The organism is Bradyrhizobium sp. F1.13.3 (assembly GCF_040548265.1).
GTDB lineage: Bacteria > Pseudomonadota > Alphaproteobacteria > Rhizobiales > Xanthobacteraceae > Bradyrhizobium.
Map to the genome: position 1 here is coordinate 270338 of NZ_JBEPRI010000003.1, position 23761 is coordinate 294098.

Here is a 23761-nt window from a genome sequence, read left to right on the forward strand (position 1 = left end):
AGCTGATGGAAACGCGCGCAAATTACGTGCTGATCGGATCGTTCACGCTGGCGGTGATCGCCGCCGCGATCGGCTTCGTGCTGTGGTTTCAGTCGTTGCACACCACCAAGCAGCGCAGCCCGCTGCGCGTCGTGTTCGAGGGCCCGGCCGCGGGCCTGCGCAACGGCGGCAGCGTCAATTTCAACGGTATCCGGGTGGGCGAGGTGGTCTCGGTGAAGCTCGACAACCCGCGGCGGGTTGTCGCACTCGCCATGGTCGAGAACAACGCCCCGATCCGCAAGGACACCCTGGTCGGCCTCGAATTTCAGGGCCTGACCGGCGTTGCCGCGATCTCGCTCAAGGGCGGCGAGGAGGCCGCGCCGTCGCCGCCGCTCGACGAGGACGGCATCCCCACGCTGACGGCTGATCCCAACAAGCTCCAGGACGTCACCGAGGCGATCCGCGGCACGCTCCAGAACATCAACAAGATCGTCGCCGACAATCAGGAGTCGGTGAAGAACTCGCTGAAGAATCTCGAGACCTTCACCAACTCGCTCGCCCGCAACTCCGAGAAGATCGACGGCGTGATGGCCAAGGTCGACGGCGTGATGCTCAAGGCCGATAGCCTCATGCTCGGCCTCAACACGCTCGCCGGCGGCAAGGATGGCGGCGAGCTGTTCCAGGCGGTGAAGTCGATCCGGGAACTGGCCGACGATTTCGACAAGCGCTCCGGCGCATTGATGACCGACGGCCGCCGCACGCTCGGCGACATCAGTCGCGCCGTCAACAATTTCGACCGTAACCCGACCCGCGTCCTGTTCGGCGCCAGCAACAGCGCACCGCCGGCCGCTCCGCCTCCGCCGCCAGAGCCGCCGAAGCCGGCCGCGCCGGAGCGCCGGCGGCAGTAGCCGCGTTGCACTCGTCTCTCACCTCGTCATTGCGAGCGAAGCGAAGCAATCCAGACTGCCTCCGCAGAAGCAGTCTGGATTGCTTCGTCGCAAGAGCTCCTCGCAATGACGAGTTTGTGGAGGCGCAGCGATGTGCCCCAAAACAAAACGGAGCCCGCGAGGGCTCCGTTTTTCATTCGCTATCGCCGCGAACCGCTCACCCCAGCCGGCCCGCTGCGTGCGCGAGCAGTGTGTACACTAGGCCCGTTTCCGAGGTCAGGTGGTTGCGCAGCTCCTGCGGGCCGCGGCCGTCGCGGGCGACTTCGTCGAGCAGACGTTCGAACTCGGCGACATAGCGGTCGACCGTGCCCTTGAAGTTGCGGTCGGAGCGATACTTGCGGGCGACCTCGTCAAAGGCCTTCTGGCCGGCGGGCGTGTAGAGGCGCTTGGTGAAGGCCTTGTTCTCGCCGCGCTGGTAGCGGTCCCACATCTCGGACGCGAGGTTGCGGTCCATCAGCCGGCCGATGTCGAGCGACAACGATTCCAGCGGATTGCCGCCACCTTGCGGAGCCTGCGGCTGCGGAGCCGGTGCAGCCTGGCGGGCGCGCGGGGCCTCACGTCCGGTGGGTGCACCCTGGTTGGCGTCCGTGCGGCTCAGCAGGTCGGACAGCCAGCCGTCGCGGCCCTGGTCGTTTCCGGCCGGTGCGACCGGCGGCGCTTCGGTGCGGCGCGAGGAGGCCGGCATGCCGAGGTCCGGCGGCGGCAGCGTCGAGGCGCTGGCGCTCTCGCGCATGCGCGTCTCGGTGCTGCGCGCGCCGACCGCCGCCAGCATCGGCTCTTCCTGACGCTGCACGCTGGCGCGGCCCGTCGTGGAGACGTCGAGGCCACGGCCGTGCTGGGCCACGATGCGGTTGAGCTCGGCGAGCGCCTCGATCTGGTCGACGATCACCTTGCGCATCTGCGCAGTGCTCTCGGCGGCCTCCTGGGGCATCTCGAGCACGCCGCGGCGCAGCTCGTTGCGGGTGGCTTCGAGCTCGTTGTGCATCTCGAACGCCATCTGCTTCATGCTGGAGACGAGGTTGGTGAACTTCTCGGTCGACTGCTTGAACATCGCATCCGCCTCGTCGGTGGTCTGGCGGTAGATGTCGTGCATGGCCTCGACGGTCTGCCGGTGCTCCTCTTCGGAGGCCGACCGCACCGCCTCGAACTGGCGGGTGATCGCGGCGGAACCGGCGCCGGCGGTCTCCGCCACGACGCGGGCGATGTCGCGGGCACGCTCTTCGGCGGCTGCCAGCGATTCATCGAGCAGGCCGGTGAAGCGCGACAGGCGCTGGTCGAGATCGGCCGTGCGCAGGTCGATCGTAGTGACGAGCGATTCCAGCGCCTGCTTGCGTTCGGCGAGCGAAGCGGTGGTGTTCTTGTTGCTCTGCTCCACGACCTGCGCGGCCTCGACCAGTGCCTTGCCGTGCGCGTCGAACTGGGTCGACAGCTCGCCGAGATCCTGGAGCGCCCGCGTGGTCTTGCTGTTGAAGACGTTGAGCTGGTCTTCCAGGTTCTGCGTCGCAGCGCCGTTGCGCGAAGTGACGTCGTTCATCGCCGAGACGAAGTCGGCGACGCGCGTCACCAGTGCCCGCTCGAGCGAGTTGAGATTGTCGTGCGCCCCGGTCAGCACCTCCTGGAGCAGGATGTTGCCTTCGCGCAGGCGCTCGAACAGGGCGACCGTGTCGGTGCGCAGGATCTTGCTGGTCTCCTGCATCTCGGTGACGGCCGCGATAGAGACCTGGCGCGACTGGTCGATCGCCGCGCGGGAGGCCTGCTCGAGGTCCTTGAGCGACTTGTTGACGGCACCCGTCGCCATCTCGCTCGCCGAGTTGATGGTTCGCGCCACCTCGGAGCCGTTGCCCATCATGGTCTGCGAGAACGCGTGGCCGCGGGTCTCGATCGACTTCAGCGCGTCGGACGTGACGCGGTCGATGTCGAGCGTGAGCTGGCTGGTCTTGGAACCGATCGCGTCCACGAGCGAGCCGCGCTTGGCGTCGATCATGTTGGCGAGACGGTCCGACTGCTGCTGCACGTAGGTGACAATCTCGTCGGTCTTGCCGGTCATGGCCTGGCCGAAGCTGCTGCTGGCGGCGAGCACCGAACGCTCGACGTCCGCCGAGCTCGACTTGACCCGCGAGCTTGCCTCGTTGGAGGCGTTGATCAGCGCGTTCTGGGCGTTGAGCGCGCTGGTCTGGATGTCGTTGGTCGCGTTCGCGGTGGCCGTGCTCAGCGTACGCTCGATCTCGCTCGAGATCGTGCGGATCTGGCTTGCGGCATCCGCCGAAGTCGAGGTCAGCGAGGTCTGCGCCTCACGCGCGCTGTTGAGGATGGTCGAGGCGGTGTCGGCGCCGACCGAGGTCAGCGTGCGCTCGATGTCCGTGGTCAGCGACTTGATCTGGCTCGCAGCGTCCGTCGAAGCGGAGATCAGCGTGCCCTGGGCTTCGCGTACGCCGCTGGTGAGCGCCTCGATGGTGGCGCCGCCGGCGGTCGCCAGCGCGCGCTGCATCTCGGCCGCCAGCGAACGAACCTGGCCGGTCTGTTCGGCGGAAACCGCCAGCAGCGTGCTCTGGGCATCGCGGGCGCTGGTCGTGATCGTCTCGGCGGTCGACTGGCCGACCTGCGAGAGCGACCGATGCACTTCGGCGGCGAGAGACTTGACCTGGCTCGCCGCATCCGAGGACGCGTTGACGAGCGTGCTCTGGGCTTCGCGCGCGCCGGTCATGATGGTCTCTGCCGTCGCGGTGCCGGCCATCGAGAGCGAGCGCTGCACGTCCGAGGACAGCGCCTTGATCTGGTTGGCGGTCTCGCTCGAAGCCGCGACCAGCGCGCTCTGCGCGTCGCGGGCGCCGGCGGTGATCGATTCCGCCGTGGCGGAGCCGGCCATCGACAGCGAGCGCTGCACGTCGGCGGTGAGGGTCTTGACGTGGTTGGCCGCGTCTGAGGACGCCGTGACGAGCGTGGTCTGCACCTCGCGGGCACCGGCCAGGATCGAGGCGGCGGTCGCCGAGCCTGCCGACGACAGCGTGCGTTCGACGTCGGCCGTGAGCCCCTTGATCTGGTTGGAGGCATCGCCGGATGCTGCGACCAGCGTCGACTGCGCTTCGCGAGCGCTGGTCAGGATCGAGTTCGCGGCACCGGTGCCGACCGCCGTCAGCGCGCGCTCGACCTCGGCGGAGGTCATCTTGAGCTGGGCGTTGACGTCGGAGGAAACCGTCATCAGCGACTGCTGTGCGGTGCGCGCACCGGTCTGGATGGTCTCGCTGGTGTTGACCACGAGGTTGGTGAGCGAGCGCTCGGCGTCCTCGACATGCGAGCGGATCGCGGTCGAGATCATCTCGGCGCGGGACATCATGTCCTCGCTGGCCTGGCGTCCGCTGCTCTCGATGCGGCCGGCGACGGCCTCGACACGCGAGCCGAGCAGGTCCTCGAACTGCGCCACGCGCACGTCTATGTCGCTGGCGACCGAGCCGACCTTGGTCTCGATGGCCTGCTGGATGTCCTGGAACCGCGCCGTGACCGTGTCGGTCAGGTGCATGCTGCGGCCGTCGATGATCTCGGTGACGCCGGTGATGCGGCGGTCGACCGCCTCGATCGCCTGCGCGGTGCCGTCCGTGAGCGTCGAGGTCAGGAGGGTGAGGCGGGTGTCGATCGACTGCACCGCCTGCGAGGCGCCGTTCGTCACCGCGGTGGTCAGATAGGTGAGGCGCGTGTCGATGGATTCGAGCGCCTGCGACGCGCCGCCGGTGAGCGTGGTCGTCAGATGCGTGAGGCGCGTGTCGATCGTCTGGATGGTCTGCGATGCGCCATCCGTCAGCGAGGTCGTGAGGTGGTTGAGGCGGTTGTCGATCGTCTCGATCGCCTGCGATGCGCCATCGGTTAGCGACGTCGTGAGATGGGTGAGGCGGTTGTCGATCGACTGGATCGCCTGCGCGGCACCGTCGGTCAGCGACGAGGCGAGCGTGTTGAGCCGTCCGTCGATGGTCTCGGTGACCGACTTCGCACGGGTATCGAACGACTGTTCGAGCGCGGCGACGCGGCCGACGAGCTGCTCGTCGAAGGTCTTGATGTGACCATCGATCGTCGAGTCGAGGCTGGAGATTTTGCCGTTCAGCGAGGTGTCGAGGTTGCTGACGCGCTCGCCGACCGTGGTCTCGAACTGCACCAGGCGCTGGTCGAGCACAGCCGTGATCGCGCCGCCGTTGGAGGTGAAGCGGGTGTCGAAATTGTCGACATAGGTCTTCAGCGACTCATGGATGTCCTGCGTACGCTGGCCCATCCGATCGACGATCTCGCCGCCGAAGGTCTTCACGGTGCGGTCGAACTCGGAGATGTGGCGGGTGATCAGCGCGCCCAGTGTGCCGGAGTCGCGGGCGAATTTCTCGACCAGCTCGGTGCCCTGGTTCTTCACCAGCTCGTCGAAGGCGCTCATCTGCAGCGACAGCGAGTCGTGCGCGGTCTCGGTCTGGCTGACGACCTTGGCGACCAGCGTGTTGACGGTGGCGTCGAGCGCTTCGCTCGCCTTGTCGCCGGAGGTCATGATGTGGCCGGCGAGGCGGTTGCCGGCGTCGTCGATCTTGGCGGAGAGGTCGTTGGAGCGCAGCTCGAGTTCGAGCAGCAGCGAGTCCGACGAATTCTTCAGGCTGTCGTGCACCTGCTCGGTGCGCTCGGAGATGCCGTCGACGATCGCGGCGGAGCGCTGCTCAAACTCGCCGGTGATGCGGTCGATGCGCTCGTTCAGCATTTCGTGGACGCGGTCGGCGAGGTCGACGAACTCGTCGTGAACGTGGCCGGTCTTGAAATTGAGGCTGGTGGTCAGCCGCTCGCTGGCGTCGAGCACCGCGCGCGTGGTCTCGTTGCTGGCCTCCTCGAGGCGGTCGAGCAGGTCGCCGCCGCGCTCGCCGAGCGCGAGGATCATGTTGTCGCCGGCGTTGCTGAGCGCACCGGTAATGTGGGCGCCGCGCTCTTCGAGCGCCCCGGTGATGGACTTGGCGACCTCGTCGACGCGCGAGGCGATCGCGTCCGAGATCAGCGCGATGTCGTGGCGCAAATCGATCTGCACACCGGAGATGGCGCTGCGGACCTGCTCGGCCTGGCCGACCAGATTGTCGCGCTGATGCGCGATGTCCTGGAGCAGGGCGCGGATGCGCACTTCGTTGTCCGAATACGCGCGTTCGAGCGCCGCGACCTCGTTGGCGACCAGCGTCTCGAGTTCGCCGGCGCGCGCGATGGCGCGCTCGATGCCGTCGCCCATCGCCGCAACCTCGCGGCGGATGGCCTGGCCCACGGTCACCATGGAATCCGAAGCCGAGCCTTCCGGCTCGGAGAAGCGGATCGCAACCTGGGCCATCGCCTGCGCGACCGAGCTCATTTGCTGGCCGCGCCAGACGAGGCTGGCCAGGAAGAAGAACAGCATGATCGGCGCGAAGAACATCGTGACGAGGCCGGCAATGGCCAACACGCCGCCGCTCTGGCCCATCGCCGCCTGGATCGAAGGCAGGAAGCCGACCGTCAGCGCGGCGCAGGCCGCCAGCCAGATGACGGTGAAGATTGTCGCGCCGGTATAGATGTTGCGGGTCGGGCGTCCCGTTTGCAGCGTCTGCAAGAGCTGGCCGATGGTCGCACGGTCGTCATTGGCGGCGCGGCGCGAGGAGCGCGGCTCCTCGACCTGGTCGAACATCGCGCGTTCGTTCGCGGCAGGACGCGGGTCGAAGCTCGGTTCGTCGAAGATCGGGGGAGCCGGTGGCGCGACCGGGGGCGGCGTCTCGCTGCGCATCGAGGCATTGCGGCTGGTGTCCGCAGCCGTGTCGCTGATGTTCAGGGCTTCCTGGATTGCAGAAAGCGCATCTTCTGTGGGGTCTTTGACCTTTTTCGGAGTGTTTGCCATGTTCAGTCCGAGCCCTCGTTACTTGTACGCGTCCCCCCGCGAGCTCTGCGCGCTACGCAAGCCCACAGTCCGGATCATGCCGCTTGCGCGGATCTCCGAGCCATCTCCACCCGGACGGCTTGTCCGCCAATTTCTCCAACATCCTATTGGCAGAGCGTCGCGAATGAAATGCCCGCGATTAAGACATTCTTAATCATCGTTAACAGGATCGTGCCGTAAGGCCTTAGCAATAAATGGAATTCTCCACGGAACTCGCCGGATTGCGGCAACTTTTCGTCAATAAGCAGGCAGATTTGCGTAAAACGGCCGGAACATTTCGTTAACCATTTCCGTGCTTGGGTGGAGGGAACTTGACCGCCGGACCGGCGGACAGCGCGCGATGCCGGGGCCTGCGCCATGACGCCTGAACTGCAACGGATGGACTGGATGCCTTCGCCCCCGCTTGCACCCATCGACAGCCCGCTCGACCTCGATCATCTCTCCCGCATGACGCTCGGCGATTCCGAGCTGGAACAGGAAGTGCTGGCGATGTTTGCCCAGCAGGCGGTGCGCCTGATCGCGGCAATGGCAGCGCTGCCGGCCGAGGCCGGTGTACTCGCCCACAAGCTCAAGGGGTCGGCGCGCGGGATCGGCGCCTTTGCGGTGGCAGATGCCGCAGCCAGCCTGGAGACCGCAATCCAGACCGGCCAGGGTCGGCCTCACGCCTTCGCCGCGCTGAAAGAGGCGGTGACCGAAGCGCGCGCCGCCATCGAGGCGATCCTGAACCCTTAGGCCGACAGGGCCAGAGCCGTGCTCTAGTGTTTTGTTTTGACGGGTTTTCTTCCCGCCAAGCGGTATTCACGACTTATCAAAACGCTATGGCGCCGGGCTGACCGACCCGTTATAGGACAGCCCGGACCCTCCTTCATTCCCTAGATCGCGGCAGTACGAGCACACATGGCCAAAATTCACTTTGTCGATCACAAGGGCGAAACCCGTACGGTGGACGTCGAGAACGGCGCGACTGTGATGGAAGCCGCCATCCGCAACAGCATTCCCGGCATCGAGGCCGAATGCGGCGGCGCGTGCGCCTGCGCCACCTGCCATGTCTATGTCGACGAAGCGTGGCGCGAGAAGGTCGGCAGCCCGACGCCGATGGAAGAGGACATGCTCGACTTCGGCTTCGACGTACGCCCGAACTCGCGCCTGTCCTGCCAGATCAAGGTCTCCGACGATCTCGACGGCCTCGTCGTGGCGACGCCGGAGCGGCAGGCCTAACTCTCTTAGCTATCATGTGCTCGGCGGCGCGACCTCGATGCCGCGCTTGTGCCAGGGGCTGAGCTTCTCGAGCACTTCCGCGGTGAGTGGCGTTGGCCGGCGCGACGCTTCGTCGATCATCACGGCGACCGACGTCGCCGATGCAATGCACTTCCCTTCCGAAAATACCACCTGCTCGAACGTCACCGACGTTCGCCCCAGCTTCGCGACGCCGAGGCCGAGTTCGATCGTGTTCGGCCAGTGCAGCTCCGCACGAAAATGGATGTCGAGCCGCACCATGATCCAGGCAAGTCCCGGCGGCGTCAGTGCGTATTCCGGGAGCTTCATCAGCGTGACACGGCCGGTCTCGAAATAGGTGGCGTAGACCGCGTTGTTGACGTGCTGGTTGGGGTCGAGATCGCCGAAGCGGACATTGTCGCTGAGGCGAAAAGGATAGTCCTCCAGGCGCGGCGTCGTATCGAGGCGGCTTGGTGCGTTCACCGATTGATCTCCGTCATAGAGTTCCTGGTTACAGCCCAGTTATCCTGACCCGGCAAGTGGGTGCGGCTGCGGGGCGCTCCCGCTTTTATGCCTTCCCTGATCCATCCCCGTTGGCTAGACAGGCAGGGTCACCTCGGCCCAAAGGGCGCCGTCCCACCGAACGACGATAAAGAGACGACATGAGCGACGCGATCAAAACGGATGTGCTGATTATTGGCGCCGGCCCCTGCGGTCTGTTTGCCGCTTTCGAGCTGGGCCTTCTCGATATGAAGACGCATTTCGTCGACATCCTCGACAAGGTCGGCGGCCAGTGCGCAGAGCTCTATCCGGAAAAGCCGATCTACGACATTCCCGGCATTCCGCAGGTTTCGGGGCAGGGCCTCACCGACGCCCTGATGGAGCAGATCAAGCCGTTCCATCCGACCTTCCATCTCGGCGAGATGATCGAGACGGTGGAGAAGATCGGCGATTCCCTGTTCCGCTGCACCACGGATGCCGGCAAGGTGTTCGAATGCAAGGTGCTGGTGATCGCTGCCGGCGGCGGCTCGTTTCAGCCCAAGCGTCCACCGGTGCCGGGGATCGAAGCCTATGAAGGAAGCTCGGTGCACTACGCCGTGCGCAAGATGGAAACGTTCCGCGACAAGAACGTGCTGATCGTGGGCGGCGGCGATTCCGCGCTCGACTGGACGCTCAATCTGCATCCGATCGCCAAGCGCATCACGCTCTTGCACCGTCGCGACGATTTTCGCGCCGCCCCCCACAGCGTCGAGCAGATGCGCGCGCTGGTCTCTGCCGGCAAGATGGATCTGCGGCTCGGCCAGGTCACCGGGCTGTCAGGCAACGAGGGCAAGCTGAGCGGCGCCACGGTCAAGGGCAACGACAACAGCGTGAGCGAAATTACCTGCGACACCATGCTGCCGTTCTTCGGGCTGACCATGAAGCTCGGTCCGGTCGCGAACTGGGGCATCGCGCTGGAGAACAATCTGGTGCCGGTCGAGACATCCGCGTTCGAGACCAACGTCCCGGGCATCTTCGCGATCGGCGACATCAACACCTATCCCGGCAAGATCAAGCTGATCCTGTGCGGCTTCCACGAGGGCGCGCTGATGTCGCAAAAAGCCCATCGCTACGTGTATCCGGAGAAGCGGCTCGTGTTCCAGTACACGACATCGTCCTCCAGCCTGCAAAAGAAGCTCGGCGTCAACTGACGGCGGCCGGCGATGCCCCATGTTTCTGGTGCTGGAACAGTTCGCGAAATCGCCGTAGTCTGCGGCCATTGCAGTAGGCGGCTTAGCAAGGCGATTGGCTCAGCAAGGTGATGATAATGCGGACTCTCTTTTCCGGCTTTCGGTTGTTCTCGCTCCTCGCGCTCGCGATGTCGCTCGGCGCGGTGAGCCCGGTTGCGGCGCAAGTGCAGCAGCCGACCGCCGCGGGCCTCTGGCAGAAGGTCGAAGACGGCAAGACGGTGGGATGGTTCCTCTTCGTCGACCACAACGGCATCTTCGAAGGCGTCATCGCAAAAACCTTTCCGCGGCCCGGCGACGATCCGAACGAGATCTGCGCGAAATGCACGGACGATCGCAAGAACGCGCCGGTGCTCGGCCTCTCCTTCATCCGCGACATGAAGCGCGATGGCTTGAAGTATGACGGCGGCAACGTGGTCAACCCGCGCGACGGCAACATCTGGAAGGCCAAGATGACGGTCAGTCCGGATGGGCAGACCCTGACGATGCGCGGCTTCCTCGGCATTTCCCTGTTCGGCAAGGATGAGACCTGGACGCGTCTTCCCGACGCCAACATCGCGCAGGTCGATCCCGCCATCGTCGCGAAATATCTCCCGGCGCAAGCAACCGCTGCGACCAAGCCCGTGCCCGCGGCGAAGAAGGGCGGCGCGATGATGGCGCCGGCGCCGAAGCAGTAGGGTCTAGGTCGCGCGCTGTGGCGCCCGAACTTCCGTAGCTCCACACAGGCCGTCATTGCCCGCCAAGCGGGGACTCCAGTACGCCGCAGCCTCTCCGCGTTCTTGCGCGGTGTCCGTGGCCCCGTGCGCAATCGCGCATGCGGCCGGCTGCGACAGCGGAGAACTTGGCGCGCGAGCAGCAGTCATACCCGTCGAAAGACCAATGCGTGCCGGACGCGCGCCAGTAGTTCCCCGGAATGCGCGGTGGCGCCGGATTTGCATAGCTATCCGCAAAGCTGTTGGGGGAATGAGTCGCCGTCCTTGACGCCTTCGCCGAGTCGCGGAAGGCGGACGGCAACTATCGCCCCGCGGCGATGACCTCGATCCGCGGAGACGACATGAGACGTGCAATAACGTGTGCCGCCATGCTGCTGGTCCTGACGGTGCTGCTGACGGCCCCGATGATGGCGCGCGACGACGGGCGCTACGCCAACTCGCCATTAAAGCCCTGGTTCGAGAGCCTGCACAGCGAATACGGCCAATGCTGCTCGGATGCCGATGGCTATGTGGTCGCCGATGTCGACTGGGAGTCCGACAAGGGCCGTTATCGCGTACATCTCGACGGCGAATGGGTGGTCGTGCCCGACGGCGCCGTCATCACCGAGCCGAACAAGATCGGCCGCACCATGGTGTGGAAGCACTATATCGACGGCCATCCGCGCGTGCGCTGCTTCATGCCGGGCAGCATGACGTAGACTGAAGCGTCATCCCGGGCGAAACGTAGCGTCGAAACCGGACTCGCACCAATGCATCCACGCGGCGAGACAGCGCCCGCGCGCGGCGCTCAGGTCACCGGCGCCGGATTGAACAGCGTCAAATCGTTGTGGATGCCCCAGCGATCCGACCATGGTTGCGTGCGGCCGCTGGCGACGTCGAGGATCAGGCGGAACAGGTCCCAGCCGGTCTCCTCGATGGTCTTCTCGCCGGTCGCGATGCCGCCGGCATCGAAATCGATCAGGTCCTTCCAGCGTCGCGCGAGCTCGCTGCGGGTCGCGACCTTGATCACGGGCGCAGCCGCAAGGCCGTAAGGCGTGCCGCGGCCCGTGGTGAACACCTGCAGCGTCATGCCGGAGGCGAGTTGGAGCGTGCCGCAGATGAAGTCGGACGCCGGCGTTGCCGCAAACAGCATGCCTTTCTGCGTCGCCTTCTCGCCGGGCGAGAGCACGCCGGTGATGGCGCTTGATCCGGACTTGACGATCGAGCCGAGCGACTTCTCGACGATGTTGGCAAGCCCGCCCTTCTTGTTGCCCGGCGTGGTGTTGGCGCTGCGGTCAGCGCCGCCGCGGGCCAGATAGGAATCGTACCAGGCCATCTCGCGGACCAGTGCGCGGCCGACGTCCTCGTTGATGGCGCGGCGGGTGAGGAGCTGGATCGCGTCGCGCACTTCGGTGACTTCCGAGAACATCACGGTGGCGCCGGCGCGCACCAGCAGGTCGGCCGCGAAGCCGACCGCGGGATTCGCGGTGACGCCGGAGAAGGCGTCGCTGCCACCGCATTGCAGGCCGATGACGAGATCGGCGGCCGGGCAGGTCTCGCGGGTGCGCTTGTTGAGGATCTTCAGACGGGCTTCGGCCTGGGTCATGATCGCCTCGACGATGGCGCCAAAGCCGTCGAAGGCTTCGTCCTGCATGCGCACGATGGCATTGCTGACGCCTTCCGGCACCAGCCGCTCGGGCGCGAGCTTTTCGCATCCCAAGCTGATGACCAGGATCTCGCCGCCGAAATTCGGGTTCTGCGCGATGTTTTGCAGCGTGCGGATCGGAATCACGGCGTCTGGCGCGTTGATGGCGACGCCACAGCCATAGGCATGCGTCAGCGGCACGACGTCATCGACATTCGGATATTTCGGCAGCAGCTCGGCGCGGATGCGCTTCACCGCGTATTCCATCGTGCCCTTGACGCATTGCACGGAGGAGGAGATGCCGAGGATGTTCTTGGTGCCGACAGAGCCGTCGGAGTTGCGAAAGCCTTCGAATGTGAAACCTTCGAGCGGCGGCAGCGGCGCGGGAACGGCGGTCGAGATTTCCAGCTTGTCGAGGGCAGGGGCCTCCGGCATGCGGATGCGCGCTTCGTCCACCCATTCGCCGGCCAGGATCGGCGCGAGCGCATGACCGATCACCTCGCCGTAGCGGATGATCGGGGCGTCCTGGGGGATGTCGACCAGCGCCGTCTTGTGGCCTTGCGGCACGAAGGCGCGCAGCGTCAGCCCGCTGGCAAAGCGCGAGCCGGCGGGAAGCCCGAAATCATTGACCACGATCGCGACGTTGTCGCGATCGTTGAGCTTGATGTAGCGCGGCTGCTCTTTCGCTGCGACCGACTGGTCCATGGAAGGACTCCGAAGTGTAGGGTGGGTTAGCGCAGCGTAACCCACCACCGTCTGCATCCGTCGAACCACAAGAGGTGGGTTACGCTGCGCTAACCCACCCTACGACACCTACGATCCATCAACCGGGATAGGTATAGGCGGTCTTCACCGTCGTGTAGAACTCGCGGGCGTAGGAGCCCTGCTCGCGGGCACCGTAGCTCGAACCCTTCCGGCCGCCGAACGGCACGTGATAGTCGACGCCGGCGGTCGGCAGATTGACCATCACCATGCCGGACTCGCTGTTGCGCTTGTAGTGCGAGGCGTATTTCAGGCTGCTGGTGCAGATGCCGGAGGCAAGGCCGAACTCAGTGTCGTTGGAGATCGCGAGCGCCTCTTCGTAGTTCTTGGCGCGAATGACGGCGGCAACCGGGCCGAAGACCTCCTCGCGCGAAATGCGCATGTTGTTGTTGGCCTCGGTGAACAGCGCCGGCTGGAGGTAGTGGCCGGGCGTTTCGCGCTTGAGCAACTCGCCGCCCCAGGCGAGCTTGGCACCCTCGTCCTGGCCGATCTTGATGTAGCGCAGGTCCTGGTCGAGCTGGCTCTGGTCGACCACCGGGCCGATATGCACGCCGGCCTTGAGCGCGTCGTCCACCGTCAGGCCTTTCAGGCGCTCGGTCACCGCCGCAACGAAACGGTCGTGAATACCTTCGGTGACGATCAGGCGGGACGAGGCGGTGCAGCGCTGGCCGGTGGAGAAATAGGCGCCGTTGACGGCGACTTCGACGGCGGTCTTGAGATCGGCGTCGTCGAGCACGACCAGCGGGTTCTTGCCGCCCATCTCGAGCTGGAATTTCTTCATGTTGCTCGAGGTCACGCAGGCCTGCGCGATCTTGCGGCCGGTCTGCACCGAGCCGGTGAAGGTGATCGCGGCGACGTCGGGATGCTCGATCAGGGTCTGGCCGACCACGGAGCCCGAGCCGACAACGAGGTTGAACACGCCGGCCGGGATGCCGGAACGGGTGATGATCTCGGACAGCGCATGCGCCGAGCCCGGCACCAGCTCGGCAGGCTTGAACACCACGGTGTTGCCGTAGCAGAGCGCCGGGGCGATCTTCCAGGCGGGGATCGCGATCGGGAAATTCCAGGGCGTGATCATGCCGACGACGCCCATCGGCTCACGGGTGAGCTCGACGTCGATGCCGGGACGCACCGAGGCCCCCTTTTCGCCGATCATGCGCAGCGCCTCGCCGGCGAAGAACGCAAAAATCTGGCCGGCGCGGGCGACCTCGCCGATGCCTTCGGGGAGGGTCTTGCCTTCCTCGCGGGCGAGCAGGCGGCCGAGCTCTTCCTTGCGGGCGATGATCTCGAGCGAAATCTTGTTCAGCGCGTCGTAGCGCGCCTGCGGCGTCGACTGCGCCCAGGCGGGGAAGGCGGCCTTGGCGGCTGCGATCGCCTTCTCGGTCTGCGCCTTGTCGGCCTTGGCGTATTCGCCGACTAGGTCGTTGGTGTTGGAGGGGTTGATGTTCTTGGTGACGCCGGAGCCGTCGACCCATTCGCCGCCGATGAAGTTCTTCAGGATCGCAGTCATAGCTTCCTCCAGAGTTTTTAACGAACCAGGCAGGGACGCTTGTCGTCGAAGGTCCAGCCGGGGATCAGGTCCTGCATGGCAATAGCGTCATCGCGGGCGCCGAGTCCATGCTGCTTGTAGAGGTCATGCGCGGCGTCGATGGCGGCCCTGTCGATTTCGATACCCAGGCCCGGCCTATCAGGCACAGCGATCTTGCCGCCCTTGATCTGGAGCGGCTCCTTCGTCAGCGCCTGGCCGTCCTGCCAGATCCAGTGCGTGTCGATCGCGGTGACCTTGCCGGGGGCGGCGGCGCCGACATGGGTGAACATGGCGAGCGAGATGTCGAAATGGTTGTTGGAGTGCGAACCCCAGGTCAGGCCGTTGTCGCGGCAGGTCTGAGCCACGCGCACCGAACCTTGCATGGTCCAGAAATGGGGATCGGCCAGCGGAATGTCCACCGCGCCGAGGCGCAGCGCATGGGACAATTGCCGCCAGTCGGTCGCGATCATGTTGGTTGCGGTCGGCAGGCCCGTGGCACGGCGGAACTCGGCCATGATCTCGCGGCCGGAGAAGCCGCCTTCGGCGCCGCAGGGGTCCTCGGCATAGGCGAGGATGCCGTGCATGTCCTTGCAGAGGCTGACAGCCTCGTCGAGCGACCAGGCGCCGTTCGGGTCCAGCGTCACGCGGGCATTGGGGAAGCGTTTTGCGATTGCTGTGACGGCCTCGATCTCCTGCTCGCCGCGCAGCACGCCGCCCTTGAGCTTGAAATCAGCGAAGCCGTAATGGTCGTGGGTGGCTTCCGCGAGCCGCACCACGGTTTCCGGCGTCATCGCCTGCTGATGGCGGAGGTTGAACCATTCGGGCTTGCCGGTCTCGCCGCCGATATAGTCGAGCTTGGATTTGCGCCGGTCGCCGACGAAGAAGAGATAGCCGAGGGTCTCGACGCTGTTGCGCTGCTGCCCCTCGCCGAGCAGGGCTGCGACGGGCAGGTTGAGATGCTGGCCGAGCAGATCGAGCAGGGCCGACTCCACGGCCGTGACGGCATGGATCATGACGCGGAGATCGAACGTCTGCTTGCCGCGGCCGCCGGCGTCGCGATCGGCGAAGGCGGTCCTGATATCGGCGAGGATGTTGTTCATCGCGCCGACGGTCTTGCCGATCACGAGATCACGGGCGTCCTGCAGCGTCTGCCAGATCTTCTGCCCGCCCGGCACCTCGCCGACACCGGTGTGACCGGCATTGTCGGTGAGAATGACGATGTTGCGGGTGAAGAACGGCGCATGCGCGCCGCTCAGATTGAGGAGCATGCTGTCACGACCTGCGACTGGGATCACCTGCATCGCGGTGACGACCGGTGCGCCAGTGATCTCGGTCTTGGCCATCGCAGGCTCCTCCCTGTGTCGTTTGTTATTCTGCAGCCTGTTGTGACGATCGGATGGCGGGCAGATTTTTCACCAGCGCCGTGACCTCCACGATCTCCTGCTCGGTGAGGTCGGTCAGCGGCGGGCGGACCGGGCCGGAATCGCGGCCGATCACCTTCATGCCGGCCTTGATGATCGAGACCGCATAGCCCTTCTTGCGGTTGCGGATCGCGATCAGCGGCAGGATGAAGTCCTTCAGCCCGGCGTGGATCGTCGCGTGGTCGCGCTTGCGCACGGCGGCGTAGAAGTTGGTGGCGAATTCCGGAACGAAGTTGAACACCGCCGAGGAGTAGGTGGTCACGCCCATGTCGAGGTAGGGCAGCGCGAAGGTCTCTGCGGTCGGCAAGCCGCCGATATAGGTCAGGCGGTCGCCGAGCTTGGTGTAGACGCGGGTCATCAGCTCGATGTCGCCGATGCCGTCCTTGTAGCCGACGAGGTTCGGGCAGCGTTCGGCGAGGCGGGCGAGCGTATCGGGCTGGAGGATGGCGTTGTCGCGGTTGTAAACGATGACGCCGATCTTCACGGAGGCGCAGATCGCTTCAACGTGGGCAGCGAGGCCGTCCTGCTCGGCATGGGTGAGATAGGGCGGCAGCAGCAACAAGCCGTCGGCGCCGGCCTTCTCAGCGCCGATCGCGATCTCGCGCGCGGTGGCGGTGCCGTAGCCGGTGCCGGCGAGCACGGGCACGCGGCCCTTGGTCTCCTCCACGGCGATCTTGACGACCTGCGGAACTTCGGCGGCCGTCAGCGAGAAGAACTCGCCGGTGCCGCCGGCGGCGAACAGGCCGGCGACGTCATAGCCGCACAGCCAGTCCATGTTGGCCCGGTAGGTCGTCTCGTCGAAGGAGTAATCCGCCTTGAACGGCGTGACGGGGAAGGACAGGAGGCCGGATCCGATCTTCTGGGCCATTTCCTGCGGGGTCATCTTGCTCATGGGCGCTGCTCCCTGGTCTCGCGTTGTGGAGGACGCAAGCCTACGCGTCCATGCGCCGTGGTTTAGGAGACCGTTCGATGCGGGTCCAAGCCAAAGCCTATATCGACCGATGCGAATTCAGCATCAATCTTCCATCGCCTCCGCCGAGGACAATTCGCTCGCGATTTTGACGAGCGCCGACAGCAGCGGATTCTCGTCGTCGCGGCGCCAGACCATGAACAACTCGACCGGGACGCGGGTGCGCAGCTTCAGCGGCCGCAGGCGGACGTCCGCGATCTTCAGGCTCGCCGCCGCCGCCGGCACGATGGCAAGGCCAAGGCCGGCGCGCACCATGGCGAGGATCGAGTGGATCTGGCTCAGGTGCTGGACATAGCGCGGCAGGATGTCGGCGCGGGTGAACAGCGCCACCAGCACGTCGTGAAAGTAGCGGCTCTCATAGGGCGAATACATCACGAAGGGCTGGTTGTCGAAATCCTTGATCGTGACGCTCTCGGCATTGGCCAGCGGATGCTTTTTCGGGATCGCGGCGAGCAGGGGCTCGGCGACCACGCGGCGGCTGGCGATTTCGGGGCGCGCGATCGGGGGCCTGAGCAGGCCGGCATCGATCTGGCCCGAGGTCAGCGCCTCGAACTGGTCGCCCGACACCATCTCCTTCAGCGAGAAGTCCACCTCGGGCAGCTTGGCGCGGCATGCGGCGACGAGCTCGGGGAGGAAGCCGTAGGCGGCGGCCGCGGTGAAGCCGATCTTCAGCGAGCCGGACTTGCCGAGCGCGATACGGCGGGCAACCTGCGAGGCGCTTTCCGCAAGCTTCAGGATGCGCCGCGCTTCCGGCAGGAAGCTGCGCCCGGCCGGCGTCAGGCGCACCGAGCGGCTGGTACGCTCCAGCAGCGGCGCATCGATGATGTGCTCGAGCACCTGGATCTGCCGGGACAGCGGCGGCTGGGTCATGTTCAGCCGCGCGGCGGCGCGGCCGAAATGCAATTCCTCCGCCACCGTGACGAAACAGCGGAGCTGATTGAGGTCGAACATCGATACATGCCTTAGATGGATAAGGCGTTTCCCCGGCGCTTCTAGCATCGATTACTCCCAAAACAAAGACGGCGGCCGTGAAGCCGCCGTTAAGTTGCCTGGTCAAGCTCCCATGGGAGCCCTCAGGAGGAACGTTTGAGCACCACGCGCTCGATCTTGCCGACGACCACGAGATAGGCGAATGCGGCCACCAGCGCATTGGCGCCGACGAATATCAGCGCGCCGTTGAACGAGCCGGTCGCGGCCAGGATGTAGCCGATCACGATCGGGGTGCTGATCGAGGAGAGGTTGCCGAAGGTGTTGAACAGGCCGCCCGAGACGCCGCCGGCTTCCTTCGGCGAGGTGTCGGAGACGACAGCCCAGCCGAGCGCGCCGATGCCCTTGCCGAAGAAGGCGAGCGCCATTAAGCCGACCACTAGCGCCTGACCGTCGACGTAGTTGCAGGCGATGATCGACATCGACAGCAGCATGCCGCCGACAATCGGGATCTTGCGCGCCATGGTCAGCGAGCCGGTCTTGCGCAGGATCGCGTCGGAGATGACGCCGCCGAGCACGCCGCCGATGAAGCCGCACAGCGCCGGCAGTGTCGCGACGAAGCCGGCTTGCAGGATCGACAGCCCGCGCTCCTTGACGAGGTAGACCGGGAACCAGGTCAGGAAGAAATAGGTCAGCGTGTTGATGCAGTACTGGCCGAGATAGACGCCGAGCATCATGCGGTTGGAAAGCAGCTGGCGGATATGGTCCCACCCGGAGCCGGCCTCGGGCGCGCGCTCTTGCTTCAGATCGTCTTTGGGCGCGTCGAGATCGACCAGCGCGCCGCCGTCCTTGATGTAGTCGAATTCGGCCTCGTTGATGCCGGGGTGCTCTTTCGGCCCGTAGACGGTCTTGATCCAGACCAGGCCCATGATGATGCCGAGTGCGCCCATCACGAAGAACACGTAGCGCCAGCCGTAATCATGCGCGATCCAGCCCATCAGCGGCGCGAAGATCACGGTGGCGAAATACTGCCCGGAATTGAAGAACGCGGACGCGGTGCCGCGCTCGTTGCTCGGAAACCAGGCCGCGACGATGCGTGCGTTGGCGGGGAAAGACGGCGCTTCGGCGATACCGACCAGGAAGCGCAGGCCGAACAGCACGATGATCGCGGTGCCGGCGCTGAAGAATCCGACCCAGCCCTGCATCGTCGTGAACAGCGACCATACGATGATGCTGAAGGCATAGACGAGGCGGGAGCCGTAGCGGTCGAGCAGCCAGCCGCCCGGCACCTGCGCGATCACATAGGACCATCCGAACGCCGAGAAGATGTAGCCCATCGCGACGGGATCGAGATGCAGCTCCTTGGAGAGCGCGGGGCCCGCGATCGACAGCGTGGCGCGGTCAGCATAATTGACGGTCGTGACCAGGAACAACATGGTCACGATGAACAGCCTGACGCGAGACCTCTTCACGTCCGCTGCGGACATCACTGCGCTCATTCCGCGCCTCCTTAGAACTCGAACGTTTCCCCACAGCGACTCCTAGAGGTGCGCGCGGCAAAGTGTCCAAGTTCAAGGAAGTATCGATCGATGCTGCTTTTGGATGGATGGAACGGCAGGTGGGGGAACGATTGAGGTGATGGCGAACCCGATTGCACCACGCACCCCGTTGTCATTCCCCGCGAAGGCGGGGAATCCAGTACGCCGCGAAGTCTCGATTCAATCACGTCTGTCACGGAGTACTGGATCGCCCGCCTGCGCGGGCGATGACAGTGTGCGGGTAGAAGCTGCGCGCGTCTACTGCTGCGCGCCCGGCAGCAGTGGCGCGAGCAACCCGCGTGTCACGCCCGGGGGCGCCGCATCGAGCCCCAGCACGGCGCTTGCGGCCGGCAGTGCCGCGTCCGCCATCGCGGCGTGGCCTTCGGCGCTCGGATGCACCGCGCCGCCATAGACGGCGGAGAGCACGCCCCAGGTCGCGTCGTGAATGTCGGTCGGCTGGCTCGCCGCCGGCAGGCCTTGCGGATAGGTCATCGCGGCGAAATAGCTGTCATTGGCGTCGCGGATCCAGCGCGCGCGCGGCAAATAGGCGCGGAATTCGGAGGCGCCGCGGCCGCACAGCATCGGCTGGCTCGCCGCGCTCACGATGTCAGGATTGAAGCTCTGGCCGTTCTCGGCAAAGCAGGTGCGGTCGAATTCGGGATCGTTGCCCGAATGCGCGCAGAAGCCGTGATCGGCGAACGCCGCCTGATGTGAATCCACGAAGGTCATGCGGTCGGCCTCGGGATCGCGGCACAGGGCGCCGCGGGTGCAGGTGGCGAGCCCCTTCAGTTGCGGCAGGAATTCGGTGTCGACGAAGCTCGAGACGCGGGCGAGGCGCTGCGGATCGGCGTTAAAGGACGGATGAATGTCGAAGCCGGCGCGGCCGCCGCGGCAGGGCACGCCGCCGTCGGCGAGCGCCGGGTTGGCGTAGGAGACGTAGACCACATGCGAGAGGTCGCCGCCGACCAGCGGCTTCAGCGCCTCGCGCAGCTTGACGAAATTCTGCGGCAGCTCGCGCGCCAGCGCATCGCGGGAATCATCGACGCTCGCCATCACGCCGGAGCGCCGGAATATCGCGCGCTCGGTTGCGGTCTCGACGATCACGTCGGCGACGAGGCCGGAGAAATAGACGTCGTTGGCGCCGACCGAGAGCAGCACGAGGTCGAGCGTGCGCTCCGGCTGGCGTTTCCTGGCGGCGGTCAGCGCCTCGCGCAGCTCGGCGACCTGCGCGTTCACGCTGATGTTGCAGACGCCGGTCTTGCCGGGCGGGCATTCGCGGGCGCGCTGCGAGCCGAGCAGCCCGTCGCTGATGCTGGCGCCGGTGCAGGCGAGCGGCAGAAAGGTCACCGCGACGTGGGTGTAGCGTACCGCGAGCGCCAGCGCGGTGCGGGCCTGATAGCTGTAGAGCGATCGGTGGCAGGGCGAATTGAACCAGAGCGCGCTGTAGCGCTGCCAGTTGGCAAGCGTATCCGGCGCTTCGCAGGCGCGGCCGCCTTTGAAGCCGGCGCGGCTCGGCCGATAATACTGCGCGCCGGCGGTGCCGAGATAGGAACGGAAGCAAAAACCTTCGTCGGACAGTGCCAGCGGCCGGTCCGGATTGCCTTCGCCCGAGGCGATGCTGTCTCCGAGGCCAGCGACGAAGATGTCGCGGACCTGGATCTCGGTCTGGACCCGCTGGGTCGGATCGGAGCCGGAGGAGACGTCGACGCTCGCGACCGTCTGCTTGCCGTAGCGGACCCGCAGATTGATTGGCTCGGCGCAGTCGAAGGTGGATTGTTGCGGCCCGTCGCCGTCGTCGAACGACCAGGCGCAGGTGGCGCCGACCGGCACCGCGCCGGCGAGGCGCACGGTAACGGGATGGTCGAGGGGGGTGAGGTAGTTTTCCTTCGTGTTGTCGCGGGTGCAGGGCTGGTTGACCCGGCCCTGGAGGTCGATGCAGAGCCGGTTGACCATGTTGCGGGCCCAGCCGCGGCCCTCGCTCTGGAGCTCCAGCGATTGCTCGGCGGCGAGGATGCTGCGGTTACGCGCGTTCTCGACATGGAGCAGGAAGTCGCGCTCCTCGCGGAACAGCCGGAAGCGGTTGCGCACCTCCCAGCTGATCTGCATGGCGCCCGCGTCCTGCGCGGCCGCCTGTTTCAGCGGCAGGGCGGTGAGGAGCCCGGCGAGCAGCAGGGCACCGGCGAGGAAACGGCATAGGAATACAGGGATCATGGCCTGCGTTTTCAACGGCAAAGTTGAGGCGGAAATAAGAGAGCTGCCCTCCGCCTGCAACATTGGCCTGACGGTTTTGCCGGCCGTCGTCTAGCGGACTATCGTTGGAGCATGATCTTCCCGGAAAACCGCTTCGCGCTTTTCCGGAGCACGCTCAGCGTTTGCTGGCCTGCCGCAGCGACCGCTCGCGCTCCATCGCGGCCACCTGCTTGGGCAGGTTGGCCTGCGCGCAGGCCTCCGCCAGCCTTCGGCGCTCCTGCCAGGGCTCCACCACATTCATCCAGAGCTCGCGTGCGCCCATGATGGAGATGGCAAGACCGAACGGGATCACGAAATAGAGGATGCGGAAGACGAGGAGCGTGGCCAGAAGCTGCTCGCGGCCGAATTCGGGCAGCGCCACCAGCATGGCGGCGTCGAACACGCCGAGCGAGCCCGGGGCGTGGCTGGCGAAGCCGAGCAATGTCGCCAAAATGAACACCACGGAGAGCGACAGGAAATCGATCTGCGGAGTGGCCGGCACCAGAAGGTACATCGCCAGCGCGCAGAATCCGAGATCGACGACGCCGATCAGGATCTGCACCAGCGTCAGAGGCGCTGACGGCAGCACCACTTTCCAGCCCTTCTGGCCTAGTTCGCGGCGCTTCTCGCCCATGCACAGCCAGACCAGATAGGCGCCGATCGAGGCGAGGCCGCCGAGCGCAATCAGCCGGTTGATCGACGACGGCAGCTGATCCATGTAGGAGGCGGCATCCGGATGGATGGCCATGCCGATCGAGAGCACGAAGATGTTACCGAGCCAGAAGGTCAGGCCCGACAGGAAGCAGATTTTTGCGACGTCGATGGCATTCAGCCCGTAATCCGAATAGATCCGGAAGCGGATCGCGCCGCCGGTGAAGACGGTGGCGCCGATATTGTGGCCGATCGAATAGGACGTGAAGCTGGAGAGCGCTGCGATGCGATAGGGCACGTGCTTCTTGCCGATCGTTCGCAGTGCAAAAAAGTCGTAGAAGGTCAGCGTACAGAACGCGAAGCATACGCAGATCGCCGCCAGCCCGATATTGGCGCGGGGGATCTCGGTCAACGCCGTCAGGATGACCCCGGTGTCGATGCCCTTGAGCGTCCGTACCAGCGTGGTGATCGCGAACGCGATAATGAAGACGCTCGCCGCAACGCCGAGTCGCCGCCAGCCGATCCATCTCTTGAAGCCGCGCTTCAGCGCGGTCAGCAGTCCGTGCATTCATCCTCCCGGCGGGGGGCAAGACCGACCAGGCCAGACATTGGCCGGTCGGATGCGATCAGTGCCCGATGTGGGCTTTGATCGCTAGGCATGATGTAGCTCATTTAAGGCAAAAACACTGACTTGTGCAGCCCTTGACAAGGATAGGTTCTGCTTTGGACCAGCTTGGACCAGCCACTTTGTCATACGCGGTTCACATCGGACGCGCGTTAAGCATATGAGTCGTGGGACCGGTCGCGTCCGTCCGTGACATGATTTCAGATCCTGCACGGCCGGCATTGTTCCAGCGCAAGGGATGCGGGCTTTTTTGGAACGACGATGCCGTGCGCTGGTTAGTCCCCCATCAGCAATCGAACATGGCGGAATAACCGGCTTCTCCAGCAAGCCGGTGCCTCCGTGTTCCCACAACCGAGAGGATCGGACCGATGGGATTGTTCACAAAAGACATCAAAACCATGAACGACCTGTTCGTGCATCAGCTCCAGGACATCTATTACGCCGAGCAGCAGCTCACCAAGGCTCTGCCGAAAATGGCGGATAAGGCGACCGATCCGCAGCTGAAGCAGGGCTTTTTGACGCACCTCGAAGAAACCAGAGAGCACGTCAAGCGCCTCGAGGAAGTGTTCAAGATGCACGGTGCGCAGGTGAAGGCGGTCGATTGCCCCGCCATCGACGGCATCATCGAGGAAGCCGACGAGACCGCGGGCGAAGTCGCCGACAAGGCGGTGCTCGACGCCGCGCTGATCAACGCGGCACAGGCGGCGGAGCACTACGAGATCGTCCGCTACGGCAGCCTGATCGCCTGGGCCAAGCAGCTCGGCCGCAACGACTGCGCCAGCGTGCTCGCCAAGACGTTGGAAGAAGAGAAGGCGACCGACAAGAAACTGACCACGCTCGCCGAGAGCAAGGTGAACCTGCGCGCGGCCAGCTAAGGCCGGGCGTCGCCAGGATCGGGATAGAGCGTCGCGCGGTTATCCGCGCGACGCTTGCGCATTACGCATCCATCATTCGGTCGTTATCGTAACATGATGGCGCCCGGGAAGCTTATCGTTCGCAT

At 65.3% G+C, this 23761-nt stretch carries 17 protein-coding genes; 7 read left to right on the plus strand and 10 right to left on the minus strand.

From position 1 onward, the window contains the following. Nucleotides 1-5: 5 nt before the first annotated feature. Nucleotides 6-887 carry an MlaD family protein gene (locus ABIB66_RS10930; RefSeq protein ID WP_275169957.1) on the plus strand — a complete coding sequence of 294 codons (882 nt, stop codon included), beginning with the start codon at nucleotides 6-8 and terminating at the stop codon, nucleotides 885-887. A 196-nt stretch (nucleotides 888-1083) separates the two neighbouring features. Here the strand turns inward: ABIB66_RS10930 and ABIB66_RS10935 are convergent, their stop codons facing one another. Beyond that, nucleotides 1084-6792, minus strand: a complete 5709-nt coding sequence (locus ABIB66_RS10935) for an apolipoprotein A-IV repeat region-like domain-containing protein (RefSeq protein ID WP_354208389.1) — start codon at nucleotides 6790-6792, stop codon at nucleotides 1084-1086. A gap of 396 nt (nucleotides 6793-7188) precedes the next feature. Here ABIB66_RS10935 and ABIB66_RS10940 point away from each other — a divergent pair, with 396 nt between their 5' ends. Beyond that, nucleotides 7189-7563, plus strand: coding sequence for an Hpt domain-containing protein (locus tag ABIB66_RS10940; protein WP_354208390.1), 375 nt, complete (start codon nucleotides 7189-7191; stop codon nucleotides 7561-7563). 165 nt (nucleotides 7564-7728) lie between these two features. Then, the gene (locus ABIB66_RS10945) at nucleotides 7729-8049 is read left to right on the plus strand and encodes a 2Fe-2S iron-sulfur cluster-binding protein (protein WP_007602043.1); all 321 of its coding nucleotides are present in this window, start codon (nucleotides 7729-7731) and stop codon (nucleotides 8047-8049) included. 12 nt (nucleotides 8050-8061) lie between these two features. Here ABIB66_RS10945 and ABIB66_RS10950 read toward each other — a convergent pair whose 3' ends face one another. Further along, on the minus strand, nucleotides 8062-8529 hold the full coding sequence (locus tag ABIB66_RS10950; RefSeq protein ID WP_354208391.1) for an acyl-CoA thioesterase: 468 nt from the start codon (nucleotides 8527-8529) through the stop codon (nucleotides 8062-8064). 179 nt (nucleotides 8530-8708) lie between these two features. On the opposite strand from ABIB66_RS10950, the gene ABIB66_RS10955 reads away from it, so the two are divergent. From ABIB66_RS10955 to ABIB66_RS10965, 3 genes are all read left to right on the plus strand, one after another. Next, nucleotides 8709-9737: an NAD(P)/FAD-dependent oxidoreductase gene (locus ABIB66_RS10955; protein WP_354208392.1), complete on the plus strand. Its 1029-nt coding sequence runs from the start codon at nucleotides 8709-8711 to the stop codon at nucleotides 9735-9737. A gap of 116 nt (nucleotides 9738-9853) precedes the next feature. Then, nucleotides 9854-10450: a DUF2147 domain-containing protein gene (locus ABIB66_RS10960; RefSeq protein ID WP_354058063.1), complete on the plus strand. Its 597-nt coding sequence runs from the start codon at nucleotides 9854-9856 to the stop codon at nucleotides 10448-10450. Between the two features lie 377 nt (nucleotides 10451-10827). Next, entirely contained in the window at nucleotides 10828-11184 is a 357-nt protein-coding gene (locus ABIB66_RS10965) for a hypothetical protein (protein ID WP_275169963.1), read from the plus strand. An 89-nt stretch (nucleotides 11185-11273) separates the two neighbouring features. Here the strand turns inward: ABIB66_RS10965 and garD are convergent, their stop codons facing one another. The 8 genes from garD to ABIB66_RS11005 form a co-directional block, all read right to left on the minus strand. Then, a complete protein-coding gene (garD, locus tag ABIB66_RS10970) occupies nucleotides 11274-12815 on the minus strand; it encodes a galactarate dehydratase (RefSeq protein WP_354208393.1) in 1542 nt (513 codons plus the stop codon). 118 nt (nucleotides 12816-12933) lie between these two features. Then, nucleotides 12934-14382 (minus strand): aldehyde dehydrogenase family protein, encoded by a 1449-nt coding sequence (locus ABIB66_RS10975; protein WP_275169965.1) that lies wholly within the window; start codon nucleotides 14380-14382, stop codon nucleotides 12934-12936. Between the two features lie 17 nt (nucleotides 14383-14399). Beyond that, nucleotides 14400-15743, minus strand: coding sequence for a glucarate dehydratase (gene gudD / locus ABIB66_RS10980; RefSeq protein ID WP_354208394.1), 1344 nt, complete (start codon nucleotides 15741-15743; stop codon nucleotides 14400-14402). A 25-nt stretch (nucleotides 15744-15768) separates the two neighbouring features. Beyond that, complete coding sequence (kdgD, locus tag ABIB66_RS10985) at nucleotides 15769-16713, minus strand: 5-dehydro-4-deoxyglucarate dehydratase (RefSeq protein ID WP_354254838.1); 945 nt, start codon at nucleotides 16711-16713, stop codon at nucleotides 15769-15771. Between the two features lie 123 nt (nucleotides 16714-16836). Further along, on the minus strand, nucleotides 16837-17742 hold the full coding sequence (locus ABIB66_RS10990) for a LysR family transcriptional regulator (protein WP_018457543.1): 906 nt from the start codon (nucleotides 17740-17742) through the stop codon (nucleotides 16837-16839). Between the two features lie 122 nt (nucleotides 17743-17864). Continuing rightward, on the minus strand, nucleotides 17865-19217 hold the full coding sequence (locus tag ABIB66_RS10995) for an MFS transporter (protein ID WP_354254839.1): 1353 nt from the start codon (nucleotides 19215-19217) through the stop codon (nucleotides 17865-17867). Nucleotides 19218-19514: 297 nt separating this feature from the next. Further along, nucleotides 19515-21467 (minus strand): SGNH/GDSL hydrolase family protein, encoded by a 1953-nt coding sequence (locus tag ABIB66_RS11000; RefSeq protein ID WP_354208397.1) that lies wholly within the window; start codon nucleotides 21465-21467, stop codon nucleotides 19515-19517. Nucleotides 21468-21621: 154 nt separating this feature from the next. Next, nucleotides 21622-22704, minus strand: coding sequence for a lysylphosphatidylglycerol synthase transmembrane domain-containing protein (locus ABIB66_RS11005; RefSeq protein WP_275169972.1), 1083 nt, complete (start codon nucleotides 22702-22704; stop codon nucleotides 21622-21624). A 425-nt stretch (nucleotides 22705-23129) separates the two neighbouring features. Between ABIB66_RS11005 and ABIB66_RS11010 the strand changes: the two genes are divergently transcribed. Next, a complete protein-coding gene (locus ABIB66_RS11010) occupies nucleotides 23130-23636 on the plus strand; it encodes a YciE/YciF ferroxidase family protein (RefSeq protein ID WP_027566868.1) in 507 nt (168 codons plus the stop codon). Nucleotides 23637-23761 lie beyond the last annotated feature (125 nt).